Source organism: Rhodanobacter sp. UC4448_H15 (genome assembly GCF_052978265.1).
In genome coordinates, this window is record NZ_CM129665.1 from 720,333 (window position 1) to 737,215 (window position 16,883).

The window sequence follows — 16,883 nt, forward strand, 5'->3', positions numbered from 1 at the left end:
AGTTACGACAAGGCTGGCGATAGAGGCGCTCGGAAGCGCTGAACGCATAAATGATCCTGCGCTAGCCAAATTGTAGAATCCAAAGCGCGCGCCAATCGACGCACACACGACGCCAAAAACGAACGCATGCACGAGCGCAAGAAGCATAATGGCGGCTGACTTCGTGACTTTCACTTTTGGAGCCTAACGCCCGTTCAACCTGCTCACCTTCGATGCGCAGGCGGCGTTCTATCTCGGCAACCGGCCGCAGCCGGAGGCGCAGGCGGTCACGCCCGGCGTGCACGGCCTGTCCAACGCCGACTTCAATACGCCGTGGCCGAAGACGCGCGCGCTGATGCAACGCCTGCAGCGCTGGATCGACGATGGCGACGACACCGACTTCGCCGCGCTGTTCGCCGCGCTGGCCGACGAGCAACTCGCGCCGGACGAGCATTTGCCGGACACCGGCGTCGGCCTCGAGCAGGAGCGCCGGCTCTCCAGTGCCTTCATCCGCGGCGCCGATTACGGCACCCGTGCCAGTACCGTGGTGGCGATCGACCATGACGGCGCCGGCGTGATCGCGGAGCGTCGCTTCGGTCCGCACGCGCGCTACCTCGGCGAAACCTTGCTGCGTTTCGGTGGCCGATTGCCGGCCTGAGCGGACAGCGTTCACCTACGCAGCCCGGCGGCGCAGCCGGCTGGGTGGGCCGCCGGGCGGCGGGCAGGCTGGTTCCCTGGTCCGGGTCGAGGGGATGGGCATGCGCAAGGGATGGCTTCTGCTGGCGGCGATCGTGCCGCTCGCCCACGGCGTGCACGCGGGTTGCCCGGACTGGCCGCCCGCGCGGGCGCAACAGGAGTTGCTGGCGCTGCACGATCGCCTCGACGGCTGGAACCACGCCTATCGCGTCGAGGGCGCCGCGCCGGTGGACGATGCGGTGTACGACCAGGCCTTGCAGCGGTTCGAGCAATGGCGCCGCTGCTTCCCCGGGCAGGCGCCGGCGGCGCTGAACCACCTGGGTGATGCCGGTGGCCGGGTCACTTCGCCGGTGGCGCAGACCGGCCTGGCCAAGCTGCCCGATGCCGCCGCCCTGGCGCAGTGGATGCGCGCGCGCGGCGACCAGGATCTGTGGGTGCAACCGAAGGCGGACGGTGTCGCGGTCACGCTGCTCTACGTCGATGGACGCCTGCGCCAGGCCAGCAGTCGCGGCGACGGTTTGCACGGCTCGGACTGGACCGGACAGGCGCGGCGGATCGCCGCGATCCCCAGGCACCTGCCGCATGCGCCGGCGCGTGTGGTGCTGCAGGGCGAGCTGGTCTGGCGCCTGCCCGGCCACGTGCAGGCCACGGACGGCGGCCTCAACGCGCGTTCGGCGGTGGCCGCGGCGATGGCGCGCGATGAGCTCGGCGATGCGGCCGCGCACATCGGCCTGTTCGTGTGGGATTGGCCCAGCGGCCCGCCCGACATGCCGGCGCGGCTGGCAGGATTGCAGGCGATGGGGCTGGCCGACAGCGTGCGCTACACGCAACCGGTCGCCTCGCTGGCCGAGGTGGAGCGCTGGCGTGAGCAGTGGTATCACCACGCGATGCCGTTCGCGGCCGATGGCACCGTCGTGCGCCAGGGCCGGCGGCCAGCCGCCGCGAGCTGGCGTGCCGCGCCGCCGGAGTGGGCGGTGGCATGGAAGTATCCGGCTGCCTCCGCATTGGCCGAGGTGCGCGCGGTGGAATTCACCGTCGGTCGCAGCGGCCGTATCACGCCGGTGCTGCAACTGGAGCCGGTGCAACTGGACGACCATCGGGTGCAGCGCGTCAGCGTGGGCTCGCTCAAGCGCTGGCGCGAGCTCGACATCCGTCCCGGCGACCAGGTCGAGGTGGTGCTCGCGGGCTTGACCATTCCGCGCCTGCAGTCGGTCGCCTGGCGCGCGCTGCAGCGCGCGCCGGTGACGCCGCCGGACCCGCGCATGCACGGGCCGCTGACCTGCTGGCAGGCCACGCCGGGTTGCGAGCAGCAGTTTCTCGCCCGGCTGGCATGGCTCGGCGGCCACCACGGACTGCAGCTGGAAGGGTTGGGCGAGGGCACCTGGCGGGCGCTGGTCGACGCGGGCCTGGTACGTCATCTGCTGGACTGGATGAGTCTCACGCCGTCGCAGCTGGCCGCCGTGCCCGGCCTCGGCGCGAACCGCGCGGCCGCGTTGGCGCGGGTCTTCGCCAGTGCGCGCGAGCGTCCGTTCGCGCGCTGGCTGCAGGCGCTGGGCGTGCCGGCCGGACAGGCGCGCGGAGCGGCCGACTGGCCGACGCTGGAGGCGCGCGGAGCAGACGATTGGCAGGCGCAGGAGGGCGTCGGTGCCGGCCGCGCGAACCAGTTGGTGGCGTTCTTCGATTGCGCCGAAGTTCGCGAGCAGGCCGTGCGCCTGCATGCAGCCGGCGTGCCCGGCTTCTGAAGCTCAGCTCTTCAGTTCGCCGTCGTGGTAATACCAGCGGCCGTCTTCGCGCACGAAATGGCTGGTCTCGTGCTGCCGCTGCGCGCGACCGCCGCCGAGGCGATAGCGGGCGACGAATTCCACCGTGGCGTGGTCGGCATCGATCATCTGCTGGCGCCGCACCTCCAGCCCCAGCCAGGTCGGCGCAGGTTGCTGCGCGGCCAGCCGCAGCGAGGCGGGCCGGGTGTCGGCGTGCCAGCTGGCCAGCAGGTAATCCTCGCGCTTGAGCACGTAGGCGCTGTAGCGCGAGCGCATCAGCTGCTCGGCGCTGGCAGCGGGGGCGCCGTCGTGCAGCGGGCCGCAACAGGCGGTGTAGCCGGCGGGGTTGCCGCAGGGGCAGGGGGTCAGCGTGTCGATCGACTTCATGCGGCCTTTGTACCTGCTTCGGCCCCGACTTGCAGGTTCAGCCGTGCATGCGCTGCCATACGCGGCAGCGGTTGTGCGCCGGCATCGAGACGTCGAGCAGCAGGTGGAAGCCCGCGGCCTCGGCCAGCGCGTCCACCGCCTCGGCGTTGCGGATCGCCATGTGCGCGCCGCGCGTGCGCAGCCAGGCGTCGAACGCGGCGTTGCTGGCGCTGGTGTAGCGGCCATGCTGGTTGAACGGCCCGTAGATCGCCAGCACCGCATCGGCGGTGGTGACCGCGGGCAGCCGGGCGAACAGCCGCTGCACTTCCGCCCAGCTCATGATGTGCAGCGTGTTGGCACTGAACACCGCATCGAAGGGGCCGGCCGGCCAGTCGCCATTGACGTCCAGCTCCAGTGGCGGCGGCGTATTCGGCAATGCCGCCTCATCCAGCCAGGCGCAGATGCCCGGGAGATTCTCGGCGCGGTCGGAGCATTGCCAGCTCAGCCAGGGCATCGCCGCGGCGAAATGCACCGCGTGCTGGCCGGTGCCGCTGCCGATCTCCAGCAGGTGCCGGCATCCGGCGACGTGCCGGCGCAGCACGCCGAGGATGGATTCGCGGTTGCGTTCGCACGCAGGCGAGTGGGGTTTGTCCACGCCCGCGCCACGCTCAGGCGGGGCGACCGCGCAGCACGCGCGCCGGCAGCATCAGCAACGCGCCGAGGAAGGCGAACACCGCGCTCACGGTGATGCCGACCAGCCGCAGCGGCAGCAACACCAGCCACACGATCGGGTACAGCACCAGGGCGAGCAGGGCGATCGGCCAGCAGAACACCAGCAGCAACAGCCAGAGCAGGAAACCGACCATGCGTTGATCCTCCGCAGGGGTGGGGACGCCGGCACTGTAGCGCAGCGCGCGGCGCGCGCGCAGATGACTCCCGACACCCCCCGCCGCGATTTCAGGCCATCGGGCTCACGCCGATCAGCCACAGGTGCAGCCGCAGCACGAAGGCGAGCCAGAGCGCGCCGCCGATCACCACGGTGAGCACGTCGCCCTGCACCGTGCCGGCAGCGTAGACGGCGGCTTCGCGGCGATCGCGCCGGCGCGAGACGGCGAACAGCACGACCGCCCACAGCAGGAACGCGCCGAACAGCACCATGTCGTGCAGCATGCCGGTGGCCAGCAGGTGGCCGAATGCCCACACCTTCACCGCCAGCACCTGCGGGTGATGCAGCTTCGCCTTGAAATGGTTGCGCGGCACCCGCGCCGCGATGAACAACACGAAGGCCACCAGGGTGAACAGCGCATTGAGATGGCGCAGCCACAGCGGCGGCACATACAGCAACACCGGTTGCTGGCGCGCCAGTCCGAAGCCCCAGCAGAGCAGTACGAAACCGGCGATCGCCACCGCGGCATACAGCACCTTCCAGCGCATCAGGCCCATCCGCGCGATCTGCCGCCCCCGCCAGTCGTCGGCGAAGATGCGCAGCGAGTGGATGCCGAGGAACAGCACGAGGCCGAGAATCAACACGAGCATGGCGGGGTGACTCCGATGGCGGCGACGAAGGTCGAGGATAGGCCAGCGCGGCGCCGCGGCCCAGTGACATCCGTCAGGCGACGGGTTCGACGTGCACGACCAGCGCCACCGCATTTGGGTGCAAGGTCATCGATGCCGCGCCCGACGAAGGTCGCCAGGCATCGCCTGCTTGCAGCGTACCGTCGACGCAGTCGATGGCGCCGCGGGCGCAGTACACCAGCACGGTGGCGGCGCCCGTCGCGTGCGCTCCGGTATCCCGCCACACTTCGATGCCGCCGCGCGCGCGGCCGCGGCGCAGCATCAGGTTGAAGTCGCGGGTGGGGCCGCCGGCCAGTGCCACCTCGACCTTCGCCTCGCCGGGAAACGCGAACGGCACAAACGGAGCGGTCAGCGCGTGGCTGCGGCCGTCATCCAGCGTCATGGTGAAGCCGGCCCCGTCGAGAAGCGCGATCTGCCGGTCGATGCCGGGAAACGCGGAGAACGGCGCGGCGCTGTCGACCTCGGCGAGGCTGACGCGCCACAGGAAATCGTCCATGCCGGCGGCGGACGGCTGGACGGCTATTTCGCGGGTGCGGCCCAGGCCGTTCTTCCACGGCCGCAGCGGGCAGTCGGACAGGCGGACGATCATGCGGTTCTCTCGATGACGCGCTCGAACGGCGGCAATGCGCGCAGCATGCCGCTGCCGTAGCGCTTGGTGACCACGCGGCGGTCCAGCAACACGATGCGGCCGTGGTCGGTTTCGCTGCGGATCAGGCGGCCGCAGTACTGGGTGAGCAGGCGGGTAGCCTCGGGCACGCTGACCTCGATGAACGGGTTGCGGCCGCGCGATTCCAGCCACTCGGCGTAGGTCGCGCCGACCGGGTCGGTGGGCACGGCGAACGGCAACTGGGTGATCACCACCGTCTCGCACAGCTTGCCGGGCAGATCGAGGCCTTCGCCGAACGAGGCGAGGCCGAACAGCGTGCTGCCCTTGCCGGCCTCGATGTCGGCGCAGTGCTCGGCGACCAGTTGCGACTTGCCCAGCGACCCTTGCGCGCGGACCTTGCGCACGTGCGCGATCGGCAATTTCTGCAGCACGCGGTCGAGTTTCGCGCGCGAGGTGAACAGCACCAGGTTGCCGGCGTCCCAGTCGAGGTGGTCAGCCAGCCAGGCGCTGATTTCCTCGGCGTGCGCCTCGCGCGCGTCGGGAAGCGTGTGCATCGCGGGCACTTCCAGGCGTGCCTGCGCGGCGAGGTCGAACGGCGAGGGCAGGCTCAGCGTCACCGCATCGTCGGGCAGGCCCACGGCATCGGCGAAGCCGCGGAAGTTGCCGCCGGCACTGAGCGTGGCCGAGGTCATCACCACGCCGCTGGCGTTGTTCCACAGCACGTTGCGCAGCAGGCCCGCGGCGGAGACGGCCGAGGCATGGCAGACCAGTTGCTGGTCCGTGCCCAGGGTGACCCAGCGCGCCAGCGGCGGGGCGTTGTCCGGATCGTCGCTGGACCACGCGCGCCAGCAGGCGGCCTGCCGGCCGATGCGCTCCAGCGCGATGCCGAGCTCGCGCGACAAGGCCTCCTGGGTCGGTCCGCCGTCGGTCATCTCCACCACGGCGCGCCGCACCGCGGTGAGCCAGCGCTGCACCTCGCCGGTGAGCAGGTCGAGCGCGCGCGCATGCTCCACCCACGGCTCCGGCAGCTGGCCCAGCGAGCCGCGGTACATCGGTTCGGTCTCGGCCGGGTCGGGCAGCCAGGCGAGGCGGATTTCCTTCTCCAGCTCCTCCAGCGTGTTGCTCAGCTCCTGCAGCTTCTCGTCGCCCTGGTCCAGCGCGAGCTTGCCCAGGCGTTCCTTGTCGGTCAGCGAATAGGCCGCATGCACCTGCCGGCCGAGCCGGCTCAACTGGCGCACGGTGGCGGTCATGAAGACTTCGGCCGCGCCGCGTTCGATCGCCTTGCCGGGCACGTGGTGGCCTTCGTCGAAGATGTACAGCGTCTCGTCCGGGCGCGGCAGGATCACGCCGCCCCAGCTGTCGTCCTCGCCCGGCATGGTGAGATCGGCCAGCACCAGATCCTGGTTGGCCACGATGATGTCGGCGTCGTCGACCGCGCGGCGCGCGGCGAAGAACGGGCAGTTCATGAACTGCCCGCACTTGCGCCCGGTGCAGCCGCCGGCGCTGGTGGTGATCATCGGCCGCAGCAGGTCGCTGACCGGCTCCGGCGCGCTGTCCATGTCGCCGTTCCATTCGCCGCGGTCGAACGCGTCGCGCAGCTTGGCCAGCGACTGCTTGTCGCGCGGTTGCGGCGGCTTGTTCCACAGCAGCAGGTCGGCCTCGAAACCGGCCAGGCCAAGCTGCGCGTCGTGGATGCTGTTGGCCGCCATCAGCAGGTTGCGCGGGCACAGGTAGCGGCCGCGGCCCTTGGCCAGCGCCACCTTCGCTTCGATGTCGTTGAGTTTCAGGTACAGCGGAATGTCGCGCTGCACGAGCTGTTCCTGCAGCGCCACGGTGGCGGTGGCGATCAGCAGCTTCTTCTTCTGGAAGCGCGCCACTTCATGGCCGGCGACCAGGTAGGCCATCGACTTGCCGGTGCCGGTGGGTGCCTCGATCACCGCCACGCCGCCGGCGCTGGCCAGCGCCTTGGCGACCTCGGCGATCATGCGCCCCTGCGAGGCGCGCGCGCGAAAGCCCGGCAGGCCCGCCTTGACGCGGGCATAGGCGGCACGAATGGCGTCCTTGGTGGAGTCGGCGAGCATGCGGGGTGGCGGGTCCGTGACACGGTGCAGGGCCGGGGCGCGCCGCGCGCGTGCGCTGCCCTGCCGGCCGGCTGCCCAGTCTATCGGACATGTCAACGCGGCTGCGGCTTGCCGATGGCCCGCGGAATGTCGCACAGTGGCAGGCGCGTATGCTGGGCCGGGCCGCGGCTCGAACCTGATCCGGCGATATCCCGGCGACAGGAAAGGGGGCACGATGGAGTCGATGTCCATCGACGACTCGCTGCAATTGAATTGGCTGACCCATCTGGTCGGCGCCCGCTCGCCAGCGGAAGTGGCTGCGGCAATCGCCGCGCTGGCGCGAGACCGGCCCGGCTGCGAAGCCGCCAGCGTGTTGTGGCGGCTGCACGATCGGGCCGGCGTCTGCAGCATGCCGCCCATGCCGGTCGACGATGCCGATTGGCCGTGGATCGAACTGGCTGCCGGCACCGCCGGGGCACAGTGGCATGCGGACGGTCAGCGCGTGGCACTGCGCCTGTGCGAGCTGCCGCAGCCGGCCGTGCTGGTGCTGCGCCTGCAGCCTGCATCGGCGGGTCCCCGCTTTCTCGACGAGATGGCTGCGCTGCTGCGGCCGGCCCGCCTGCATCTGCAACGTGCGCTGGAATGGCTCGAACTGCAGCACTCGCACGAGCAACTGGAGCGCTCGGAGAACCTGCAGCGCGCCTTGTTCGCGATCTCCGACCTCGCCGGTTCCGAGCGCGACATGCCCACCGTGCTGCGCGGCATCCATGCCATCGTCAGCGGGCTGATGTACGCGGACAACTTCTTCATCGTGCTGCACGACGCCGCGCGCGACACGGTCCGTTTCCTGTACTACGTCGACGTGGAAGATCCCGTGGCGCCAGGCGGCGGCCTCGACATGCCGATCAGCGCGATCGAGCACACGCTGACCTGGTATGTGCTGCGCGACGGCAAGGCGCGCATGGGCGACGCCGAGGAGCTGCGCATCCAGGCGCAGGGCCCGGTGAAGGTGATCGGCACCGACAGCCGCGACTGGCTCGGCGTGCCGATGATGCGCGACGGCCGCCCCGGCGGGGCGCTGGTGGTGCAGAGCTACCGGCCCGAGATCGGCTACACCCCGGGCGACCTGGCGCTGCTGGAGTTCGTCGCCAGCCACATCCTGATCGCGCTGGAGCGCAAGCAGGGCAAGGAGGATCTGGAACAGCGCGTGCAGTTGCGTACCGCGCAACTGGCCGAAGCCAATCGTGGCCTGCAGCAGGAGATCGTCGAGCGGCAGCGCGCCGAGCACCTGCAGACCGCGCTGTTCCGCATCGCCGAACTGGCCACCGCGCACATCGACCATGGCGAGTTCTACCGCCGTGTGCACGGCGTGGTGGGCGAATTGCTCAACGCGCAGAACTTCTACATCGCGCTGCTCTCCGACGACCGCCAGCAGTTGCTGTTCCCCTACGCCGTCGACGCCAAGCTGCGTCCGCCGCCGAGCCGCCCGCTCGGCCGCGGGCTGAGCGAATACGTGCTGCGCCGGGGCACCGCATTGCGCGCCGACAACGCCGACATCGAGGAGCTGGAACGCAGCGGCGAGATCGTGGCCGGCCGTTCCGGCTCGCCTTCCACCTGCTGGCTCGGCGTGCCGTTGATCGTCGGCGACGAGGTCATCGGGCTGGTGACGGTGCAGAGCTACGACGCCGACGTCTCCTACGGTCCGTCCGAGCAGGAATTGCTGAGTTTCGTGGCCACCCAGGTCGCCAACAGCCTCACCCGCCGCCGTGCCGCCGAGGCCCTGCATCGCGCCTACGAGCAGCTGGAACACCGGGTGGAAGAGCGCACGCTGGCGCTGCGCAAGGAGATCATCGAGCGCGAACGCGTGCAGGATCAGCTCAAGCACCAGGTGATGCACGATCCGCTGACCGGCCTGCCCAATCGCAGCTATCTGCGCGACCGCATCGACCGCGTGCTGTCGACGCCGGCGTCAGGCACACGCCCGCGCTGCGCGCTGCTGTACATGGACGTGGACCGCTTCAAGATCATCAACGACAGCCTCGGCCACCTGGCCGGCGACGAGGTGCTGAGAGAGGTCGCCACGCGGTTGTCCGGCTGCGTGCGTCATCCGGACCTGGTGGCGCGGCTGTCGGGCGACGAGTTCGCCATCCTGCTGGAATCGGTGGAGCAGCCGGCCGACGCCAACGTCGTGGCGCAAAGGGTGATGGATGCGCTGGCCGAACCGATGCCCGCCGGCGGCAAGGAGTTGCAAGTGGCGGTCAGCGTCGGCATCGCCATCGGCGACGGCCGCTACCTGACCGCCGACGAGGTGCTGCGCGATGCCGACATCGCGCTGTATCGCGCCAAGGAACTCGGCCGCAAGCGCTACCAGCTGTTCGACGAGACGCTGGCGCGCAGCGTGGTCGACGTGCTGACGCTGGAAGGCGAGCTGCGCCAGGCACTGAAGCACGGCCAGTTCGAGCCGCATTTCCAGGCCATTTGCCGCCTGGAGGATCGCGCGGTGGTCGGCTACGAGGCGCTGATCCGCTGGAACCATCCGCAACGCGGCCTGCTGCTGCCGGGCGATTTCCTCAAGATCGCCGAGGACAGCGGGCTGATCGAGGCGATCGACTGGCACATGTTCGAGATCAGCTGCCAGCGCCTGCGCCGGCAGGAGCGCACCGACACCTTCATGACGCTCAACGTGTCGGCGATGCACCTGCGCCACGACAATTTCGACTCACGCCTGATCGAGCTGCTCGAACGCACCGGCCTGCCGCCCACGCGGGTGGTGGTGGAAGTCACCGAGGGCGCCCTGCTCGACGATCCGGAGCGCGTGCGCACCACGCTGGAGCGCCTGCGCGCCGCCGGCGTCGGCGCGGCACTGGACGATTTCGGTACCGGCTATTCGTCGCTGAGCTATCTGCACTCGCTGCCGCTGCGCATCCTGAAGATCGACCGCGCGTTCGTGAACGAGCTGGACAAGGGCGCCAACACCAGCAGTACCACCGTGGTCGCAGCGGTGCTTGCGCTGGCCCGCGCGCTGGACATCGACGTGGTCGCCGAAGGCATCGAGACCGAGATCCAGTACGCCGCGCTGCACGCGATGGGCTGCGCCATGGGGCAGGGCTACTGGATCGGGCGGCCCGCGCCGTTCGAGTCCTGAATCGCGCGCCCTATCGCGCGGCGGCGATCTGCCGCAACGCCTGCTCGAACGCCTCCGGCGGCTGACCGCCGGAGATCAGGTGCTGGCCGTTGACGATGGTGGCCGGCACCGAGTGGATGCCGCGCGACATGAAAAACTGCTCCTGCGCGCGCACCTCGTCGGCAAATTCGTCGCTTTCGAGCAACTGCCGCGCCCGTTCGCCATCCAGCCCCGCTTCGACAGCCAGCCGCGCCAGCGTGTCGTGCGAACTCACGTCCTCTCCGTCGGTGAAATACGCGCGCAGCAGGATCTGCTTCAGCACCAGCTGCCGCCCTTCCAGCTCGGCCCAGTGCAGCAGCCGGTGCGCGTCGAAGGTGTTGTAGACGCGGCTGCGCCGGTCCATGTTGAAGGTGAAACCGAGTGCCGCGCCGCGCGCACGGATCGCCTCGCGATTGGCGTCGATCTGCTCGGCCGAACTGCCGTACTTGCGCCGCAGGTGCTCGGTGGAATCCTCGCCTTCCGCCGCCATCTGCGGATTCAGCTCGAACGGCTGGAAGTGGATTTCCGCGGACACCTCGCCATCGAGCTTCGCCAGCGCATGCTGCAATGACGCCAGGCCCACGGCGCACCAGGGACAGGACACGTCGGAGACGAAATCGATGCGCAGCGGAACGGGAATCGCTGACGTGGACATGGGATACCTCGCAAATCCGGGGGGGAGGCAGCGGCGCTGCGGACCCGACCCAAGATGCGGCCGGGGCGCGGCACAATCAATCGTCTGCGCGAACCCGGCTTTTCGCCATGTCCAGTGCCAGCGCCTCGGCCACCTTGATGCCGTCCACAGCGGCGGAAAGGATGCCGCCGGCGTAGCCGGCGCCTTCGCCGGCGGGATACAGGCCGCGGACGTTGAGGCTCTGCAGGCTGTCGTCGCGCGTGATGCGGACGGGCGAGGAGGTGCGCGTTTCCACGCCGGTGAGGATCGCGTCGTGCATCGCGTAGCCGCGGATCTGGCGCTCGAACGCGGGCAGCGCTTCGCGGATCGCGGCGATGGCGTAGTCGGGCAGCGCGCTGTCGAGGCTGCCCAGGGTGACGCCGGGCTTGTAGGAGGGCTGCACGTCGCCCCATTCGCGTGATGCGCGACCGGCGAGGAAGTCGCCGACCAGCTGCGCGGGCGCGTTGTAGTTCTCGCCGCCGAGGGTGAAGGCGTGGCTTTCCAGTGCACGCTGCAGCGCGATGCCGGCGAGCGGGCCTTCACCGTACGGCGCGAAGTCGGACGGCTCGATGCCGACCACCACCGCCGCGTTCGCGTTGCGCTCGTTGCGCGAGTACTGGCTCATGCCGTTGGTGACCACGCGGCCCGGCTCGCTGGTGGCGGCCACCACGGTGCCGCCGGGGCACATGCAGAAGCTGTACACCGAGCGGCCGCGTCCACCCTGATTTCCCTTGCCGTGATGTACCAGCTTGTAGTCGGCCGCGCCGAGGATCGGATGGCCGGCCTGCGGCCCGAAGCGGGCGCGGTCGATCACCGACTGCGGGTGCTCGATGCGGAAGCCGATCGAGAACGGCTTGGCCTCCACGTATACGCCGCGCGCGTGCAGCATCTCGAACGTATCGCGCGCGCTGTGGCCGAGTGCCAGCACCACGTGATCGGATCGCAACTGCTCGCCGCTGGCCAGGGTGACGCCGCGGATCTGCTGCCGGCCGTCCGCGCGCGGTTCGAGCAGCAGATCGTCCACGCGCTGGCTGAAGCGGATCTCGCCGCCCAGCGACTCGATCGTGGCGCGCATGTGCTCCACCATCGTCACCAGCCGGAACGTGCCGATGTGCGGCTTGCTGACGTAGAGGATCTCCTCCGGCGCGCCGGCCTTGACGAACTCGGTGAGCACCTTGCGGCCGTGGTGTTGCGGGTCGCGGATCTGGCTGTACAGCTTGCCGTCGGAAAAGGTGCCGGCGCCGCCCTCGCCGAACTGCACGTTCGACTCCGGATGCAGGTTGCGCTTGCGCCACAGGTCCCAGGTGTCCTTCGTGCGCTCGCGCACTTCCTTGCCGCGGTCGAGGATGATCGGGCGGAAACCCATCTGCGCCAGGATCAGGCCGGCGAACAGGCCGCAGGGGCCGAAGCCGATCACCAGCGGGCGGTGTTCGAACCGCGGCGGTGCCTCGGCCACGAAGTGGTAGCGGGTGTCCGGCGTGGGCCGCACGTGCGCGTCGTCGGCGAAGCGTTGCAGCAGTTCGGCTTCGCGCGGGGTGTCGATGTCCAACGCGTAGATCAGCGTGATCGCGCCACGCTTGCGCGCGTCGTAGCCGCGGCGGGCGATGGTGTAGCCGGTCAGCTCGCCGGGTTCGAGCTCAAGCCGCCTGGCGATGGCAGCGGCAAGCGCGGCCTCGCCGTGGTCGAGCGGCAGCTTGAGGTCGGTGAGTCGCAGCATGCGTGGGGTCCGGTGCGCCGATGGCGCGCGCGATTCCCGGCGCCTTCGATGGGCCGGCCATTGTCGACGCCTTGCGTGCGGCCGACAAGGCGGCCGGCGAGCGGAAACTGACGCTGCGGGTCACTCAGGCCGCCAGCAGGGTCAGGAACTGCTCACCGGTTGCCCGCGGGTGCAGCAGGATGAAGCGCGTGTGCGCCGGGTCCGTGTGCTTGCGTGCCGCGGCGACGCAAACCTCGCCATCCTCCGCGATGATGGCGGGGGGCGTGGCACGCTGCTCATCCCAGGGCGCGCGGCACAGTTGGCCGTGTTGCGGGCCGCCGGCGATGATGCATTCAAAAATCCTGTTCATGGAAAGTCACTCGAAGGGGAAGAACCGTGGGGACGAGTGACAGCAAGCAGGGGACGCGCCAGCAGCGGGCAGGCAAAGGTGGTGTGCGTCACAGTTTGGGACATGCGCCGCCAGTCGCGGCTGATCGCCGTGGTTTCAACGAGTGGAGCGGCTGGGGCGACTGCTTGCGGTGGCGAGTCCGGCCTCCGCCCGGACTCGCTCCCGCAGGACGGAGTTCGCCCGCTCAGGCTTCGCCGATGAAGTCTTTCTTGCCGATGTCGGTGCCCGCTTCGCGCAGGATGTTGTAGGCGGTGGTGCAGTGGAAGAACAGGTTGGGGATGGTGAAGCCGAACAGGTACGCCTGACCCTCGAGCGTGACTTCGCCGGCGCGTGTCTTCATCACGATGGTGCGGGTCTCGCTGCCGTCGATCTGTTCGGCGCTGAAGCTCTTGACGTAATCGATTGCGCGCGCGATGCGGTCGTAGGCCTGGGGCAGGGTGGTCTCGTTGTCCTCGAAGGACTTCGGTTCGACGCCGGCGAGGCGTGCTGCGCCGCGCGTGGCCATGTCGCAGGCGATCTGGATCTGCTTGATCAGCGGCAGCATGTCCGGGATCAGCCGCACCTGCAGCAGCACCTCGTCGCTGACGTTCTTCGACTTGGCGTGTTGCTCGCCCTTCTGCAGCACATGGTTGAGGTTGCCCAACGCGCGGACAAAGACGGGGACGGAGGCCTGGTACATGGAAAGTGTCATGGTTTTTCTTCCTGCGGGTGAACCGCCTGCGGCGGATGGGTGGGTGTTGCCGGATGGATGGCGGACAGTGCCGGCGCGTCGCCGGGCAGCGGTTCGGCCGTGATGTGGGCGGCGGGTTGCGGCAGGCGCCGGGTGGCCCGCGCGGCGATCACCAGGCCCGCCAGCATCAGGCCCGCCGACAGCACGAAGGCGGCGCCGGGCAGGTGCAGCGGCGAGCCCGGCGCGATCGACAGCGCAAACACCTGGGCGAACAGGTACGGCCCGAAGATGCCCGCGAAACTGCCCAGGCTGCCGATCGCGCCCTGCAGTCGACCCTGCTCGGAGGGATCGACCTGCTGCGTCATCAGGGACTGGATCGGCGGCATCGCCAGGCCCCACAGGGCCAGCAGGGGGATGCCGAACAGGAAGGCCCAGCCGACATCGGCCACGCCCATCACCAGGAACGCGCCCACGCCGAACAGCATGCCGGCCAGCAGCACGCGGCGTTCGCCGAAGCGCGGCGCCAGCTTGCCGGTGAGCACCGCCTGCACGAAGCCGTCGCAGGCGCCGACCAGCATCAGCACGTAGCCCACCGCCTGCGGGCCCCAGTGGTAGCGGTAATCCGCGTACAGCACGAACACCGTCTGCAGCACGTAGTGGGCGAGGTAGACCAAGAACAGCACGATGGCCAGGTGGAACACCTGCCGCTGGCGGCGCAGCAGCTTCAGCGAGCCGAACGGATGCGCGCTGTGCAGCTCGATGCGCGCGGTGCGGCGTTCGGCCGGCAGCGACTCGGGCAGGATGAAGCAGCCGTACAGGAAGTTGCACAGCGCCAGCCCGGCCGCCACCCAGAACGGCAGCCGCAGCGCGATGCCGCCCAGGAAACCGCCCAGCCCCGGGCCGATGATGAAGCCCAGTCCGAACGCGCTGCCGAGGATGCCGAACGCGGCGGCGCGCTTCTCCTTCGGCACGATGTCCGCGATGTACGCGTTGGCGGTGCTGAAGCTGGCCGCCGTCATGCCCAGCAGCACGCGCGCGGCGAACAGCAGCCACAGCGTGGGCGCCAGCGCCAGGATCACGAAATCCACGGCCAGGCCGAGGTTGGAAACCAGGATCACCGGCCGCCGCCCGAAACGGTCCGACAGCGCGCCCTGCACCGGCGAGAACACGAACTGCACGATCGCGAACACCGTGCTGAAGATGCCCACCCACCACGCTGCCCGGGCGATGCCGCCGCCGGCCAGCTGCTCGATCAGGTGCGGCAGCACCGGGATGATGATGCCGAACGCCAGCATGTCGAGCAGCACGGTGACGTAGATGAAGGCCAGCGCGGCGCGATGGCGCGGAGCGACAGGCATCGACGGCTGGTCCATGGACGTGGCGAAGCGAGGGGAAGGCGACGATAACCCACGCCTGCCGCGGCCGCATGTGCAACCGGTCAGGTATCCCCGTGCCGCCGGAGCGATACCATGCAACATTCTCTCGCCAGGACACGATCATGCTGCGACGCCTGCTTCCCGCCTGCCTGCTGCTCGCGCTGTCCGCCTGCTCCTCCCATCCCGACGCCGCGCAGCCGGTGTCGAAGGAAGAGCTGGCGCCCGCGCCGACGACCTCCGTGGTCGCGCCCGCCGCCGTCGAGACGGCGGCACAGGTGCAGCGGCATCTGTCCGACTACGCCACGGTGAAACTCACGGCGGACCTGTCGGCGTTCGATGCCGGGCGGAAGCAGATGATCGCCCTGCTGGTGGAGGCCGCCGACAGCATGAACGCGCTGTACTGGAAGCAGAGCTGGGGCGACCGTGACGCTCTGCTGGCGAAGATCGGCGACCCGGCGGTGCGCGAATTCGCCGAGATCAACTACGGCCCGTGGGACCGGCTGGACAACGACAAGCCCTTCGTCGACGGCATCGGCCCGCGCCCGGCCGGCGCGCAGTTCTACCCGGCCGACATGACGAAGGAGCAGTTCGAGCAGTCGCCGCTCAAGGACAAGACCGCGCTGTACACCCTGTTGCGCCGCGACGCGCAGGGCCAGCTGCTCACCGTGCCCTACCACGAGGCGTACAAGGCCGAACTGGAAAAGACTGCCGGCCTGCTGCGCGAAGCCGCGAAACTGGCAAAGGACGCCGGCTTCCGCAAGTACCTGACGATGCGCGCCGACGCGCTGCTGAGCGACGACTACCAGCCCAGCGACTTCGCCTGGATGGACATGAAGAGCAACCCGGTCGACATCGTGATCGGTCCGATCGAGACCTACGAGGACCAGCTCTACGGCTACAAGGCCAGCTACGAATCCTACGTGCTGATCAAGGACCAGGCGTGGAGCGCGAAGCTCGCGCGCTTCGCCAAATACCTGCCCGAACTGCAGCGCGGCTTGCCGGTGGCCGACAAGTACAAGGCCGAGAAGCCCGGCTCCGACGCCGACCTCAACGCCTACTTCGCGATCTACTACGGCGGCGACGCCAACGTCGGCGCCAAGACCATCGCGATCAACCTGCCCAACGACGAGCAGGTGCAGCTGAAGAAAGGCACGCGCCGGCTGCAGCTGGAAAACGTGATGCAGGCGAAGTTCGACAAGATCATGCTGCCGATCGCCCATGAGCTGATCGCCGAGGATCAGCAGAAGAACCTCACCTTCGACGCATTCTTCCAGAACACCATGTTCCACGAAGTGGCGCACGGCCTGGGCATCAAGAACACGCTGGACGGCAAGGGCACCGTGCGCAAGGCGCTGAAGGACCAGGCCTCCAGCTTCGAGGAAGGCAAGGCCGACATCCTCGGCCTGTACATGGTCAGCAAGCTGGCCGACAAGGGCGAGCTGGACAAGTCGAAGCTGATGGACAACTACGTCACCTTCCTCGCCGGCATCCTGCGCTCGGTGCGCTTCGGCGCCAGCGATGCGCATGCCAAGGCGAACATGGTGCGCTTCAACTTCTTCAAGCAGCAGGGCGCGTTCAGCCGTGACGAGAACACTGGCCGCTACCGCGTCGACTTCGACAAGATGACCGCGGCGATGAACGCGCTGTCGGCCAAGCTGCTGACCATCCAGGGCGACGGCGACTACGCCGCGGCGAAGCAGCTCACCGAGCAGATGGGCGCGGTCGACGCCGAACTGGCCGGCGACCTGAAGCGGCTGGATCAGGCACACATCCCGGTCGACATCCGCTTCGAGCAGGGGTTGGACGTGCTGGGCCTGAAGAAGCTCTGACGAGTCTCGGACGCGGTAGGGCGG

At 69.3% G+C, this 16,883-nt stretch carries 14 protein-coding genes and 1 pseudogene; 4 read left to right on the forward strand and 11 right to left on the reverse strand.

Going from position 1 to position 16,883, the window contains the following annotated elements; translation table 11 throughout:
- Positions 1-187 precede the first annotated feature (187 nt).
- Together ACVCMI_RS03065 and ligB are read left to right on the forward strand one after the other, a co-directional pair.
- A pseudogene (locus ACVCMI_RS03065) lies at positions 188-637 on the forward strand (NRDE family protein); the annotation flags it as partial.
- Positions 638-737: 100 nt separating this feature from the next.
- Positions 738-2,417, forward strand: a complete 1,680-nt coding sequence (gene ligB, locus ACVCMI_RS03070; protein ID WP_447097483.1) for an NAD-dependent DNA ligase LigB — start codon at positions 738-740, stop codon at positions 2,415-2,417.
- Positions 2,418-2,420: 3 nt separating this feature from the next.
- Here ligB and ACVCMI_RS03075 read toward each other — a convergent pair whose 3' ends face one another.
- The 6 genes from ACVCMI_RS03075 to dinG all read right to left on the reverse strand — a co-directional run bounded on the left by ACVCMI_RS03075 (position 2,421) and on the right by dinG (position 7,064).
- Positions 2,421-2,822 (reverse strand): YchJ family protein, encoded by a 402-nt coding sequence (locus tag ACVCMI_RS03075; protein ID WP_395121054.1) that lies wholly within the window; start codon positions 2,820-2,822, stop codon positions 2,421-2,423.
- Positions 2,823-2,859: 37 nt separating this feature from the next.
- A complete protein-coding gene (locus ACVCMI_RS03080) occupies positions 2,860-3,456 on the reverse strand; it encodes a DUF938 domain-containing protein (protein ID WP_447097482.1) in 597 nt (198 codons plus the stop codon).
- 13 nt (positions 3,457-3,469) lie between these two features.
- Positions 3,470-3,667 carry a hypothetical protein gene (locus ACVCMI_RS03085; RefSeq protein WP_395121056.1) on the reverse strand — a complete coding sequence of 66 codons (198 nt, stop codon included), beginning with the start codon at positions 3,665-3,667 and terminating at the stop codon, positions 3,470-3,472.
- A gap of 91 nt (positions 3,668-3,758) precedes the next feature.
- On the reverse strand, positions 3,759-4,337 hold the full coding sequence (locus ACVCMI_RS03090) for an NnrU family protein (protein WP_447097481.1): 579 nt from the start codon (positions 4,335-4,337) through the stop codon (positions 3,759-3,761).
- A gap of 73 nt (positions 4,338-4,410) precedes the next feature.
- Positions 4,411-4,965 (reverse strand): HutD/Ves family protein, encoded by a 555-nt coding sequence (locus ACVCMI_RS03095; RefSeq protein ID WP_447097480.1) that lies wholly within the window; start codon positions 4,963-4,965, stop codon positions 4,411-4,413.
- Positions 4,962-7,064 (reverse strand): ATP-dependent DNA helicase DinG, encoded by a 2,103-nt coding sequence (gene dinG / locus ACVCMI_RS03100; protein ID WP_447097479.1) that lies wholly within the window; start codon positions 7,062-7,064, stop codon positions 4,962-4,964. The genes ACVCMI_RS03095 and dinG overlap by 4 nt, the downstream gene beginning before the upstream one ends.
- A gap of 223 nt (positions 7,065-7,287) precedes the next feature.
- Here dinG and ACVCMI_RS03105 point away from each other — a divergent pair, with 223 nt between their 5' ends.
- Positions 7,288-10,188 carry a bifunctional diguanylate cyclase/phosphodiesterase gene (locus tag ACVCMI_RS03105; protein WP_447097478.1) on the forward strand — a complete coding sequence of 967 codons (2,901 nt, stop codon included), beginning with the start codon at positions 7,288-7,290 and terminating at the stop codon, positions 10,186-10,188.
- A 10-nt stretch (positions 10,189-10,198) separates the two neighbouring features.
- Here the strand turns inward: ACVCMI_RS03105 and ACVCMI_RS03110 are convergent, their stop codons facing one another.
- The 5 genes from ACVCMI_RS03110 to ACVCMI_RS03130 all read right to left on the reverse strand — a co-directional run bounded on the left by ACVCMI_RS03110 (position 10,199) and on the right by ACVCMI_RS03130 (position 15,027).
- Complete coding sequence (locus ACVCMI_RS03110; RefSeq protein ID WP_395121061.1) at positions 10,199-10,861, reverse strand: DsbA family oxidoreductase; 663 nt, start codon at positions 10,859-10,861, stop codon at positions 10,199-10,201.
- A 76-nt stretch (positions 10,862-10,937) separates the two neighbouring features.
- Positions 10,938-12,596: an NAD(P)/FAD-dependent oxidoreductase gene (locus ACVCMI_RS03115; RefSeq protein WP_447097477.1), complete on the reverse strand. Its 1,659-nt coding sequence runs from the start codon at positions 12,594-12,596 to the stop codon at positions 10,938-10,940.
- Positions 12,597-12,720: 124 nt separating this feature from the next.
- Positions 12,721-12,945, reverse strand: a complete 225-nt coding sequence (locus tag ACVCMI_RS03120; protein ID WP_395121063.1) for a hypothetical protein — start codon at positions 12,943-12,945, stop codon at positions 12,721-12,723.
- A gap of 223 nt (positions 12,946-13,168) precedes the next feature.
- Positions 13,169-13,675, reverse strand: a complete 507-nt coding sequence (locus ACVCMI_RS03125; protein ID WP_447097476.1) for a DUF1993 domain-containing protein — start codon at positions 13,673-13,675, stop codon at positions 13,169-13,171.
- Positions 13,672-15,027 carry a TCR/Tet family MFS transporter gene (locus tag ACVCMI_RS03130; protein ID WP_447097475.1) on the reverse strand — a complete coding sequence of 452 codons (1,356 nt, stop codon included), beginning with the start codon at positions 15,025-15,027 and terminating at the stop codon, positions 13,672-13,674. The genes ACVCMI_RS03125 and ACVCMI_RS03130 overlap by 4 nt, the downstream gene beginning before the upstream one ends.
- A 125-nt stretch (positions 15,028-15,152) precedes the next feature.
- On the opposite strand from ACVCMI_RS03130, the gene ACVCMI_RS03135 reads away from it, so the two are divergent.
- On the forward strand, positions 15,153-16,859 hold the full coding sequence (locus ACVCMI_RS03135) for a dipeptidyl-peptidase 3 family protein (protein ID WP_447097474.1): 1,707 nt from the start codon (positions 15,153-15,155) through the stop codon (positions 16,857-16,859).
- Positions 16,860-16,883: the final 24 nt, after the last annotated feature.

Coding starts and splice junctions, on each gene's coding strand:
- ACVCMI_RS03075 (WP_395121054.1), bottom strand. CDS start 2,822: ATGAAGTCGATCGACACGCTGACCCCCTGCCCCTGCGGCAACCCCGCC.
- dinG (WP_447097479.1), bottom strand. CDS start 7,064: ATGCTCGCCGACTCCACCAAGGACGCCATTCGTGCCGCCTATGCCCGC.
- ACVCMI_RS03135 (WP_447097474.1), top strand. CDS start 15,153: ATGCTGCGACGCCTGCTTCCCGCCTGCCTGCTGCTCGCGCTGTCCGCC.
- ACVCMI_RS03130 (WP_447097475.1), bottom strand. CDS start 15,027: ATGGACCAGCCGTCGATGCCTGTCGCTCCGCGCCATCGCGCCGCGCTG.
- ACVCMI_RS03090 (WP_447097481.1), bottom strand. CDS start 4,337: ATGCTCGTGTTGATTCTCGGCCTCGTGCTGTTCCTCGGCATCCACTCG.
- ACVCMI_RS03115 (WP_447097477.1), bottom strand. CDS start 12,596: ATGCTGCGACTCACCGACCTCAAGCTGCCGCTCGACCACGGCGAGGCC.
- ACVCMI_RS03120 (WP_395121063.1), bottom strand. CDS start 12,945: ATGAACAGGATTTTTGAATGCATCATCGCCGGCGGCCCGCAACACGGC.
- ligB (WP_447097483.1), top strand. CDS start 738: ATGCGCAAGGGATGGCTTCTGCTGGCGGCGATCGTGCCGCTCGCCCAC.
- ACVCMI_RS03085 (WP_395121056.1), bottom strand. CDS start 3,667: ATGGTCGGTTTCCTGCTCTGGCTGTTGCTGCTGGTGTTCTGCTGGCCG.
- ACVCMI_RS03105 (WP_447097478.1), top strand. CDS start 7,288: ATGTCCATCGACGACTCGCTGCAATTGAATTGGCTGACCCATCTGGTC.
- ACVCMI_RS03110 (WP_395121061.1), bottom strand. CDS start 10,861: ATGTCCACGTCAGCGATTCCCGTTCCGCTGCGCATCGATTTCGTCTCC.
- ACVCMI_RS03125 (WP_447097476.1), bottom strand. CDS start 13,675: ATGACACTTTCCATGTACCAGGCCTCCGTCCCCGTCTTTGTCCGCGCG.
- ACVCMI_RS03095 (WP_447097480.1), bottom strand. CDS start 4,965: ATGATCGTCCGCCTGTCCGACTGCCCGCTGCGGCCGTGGAAGAACGGC.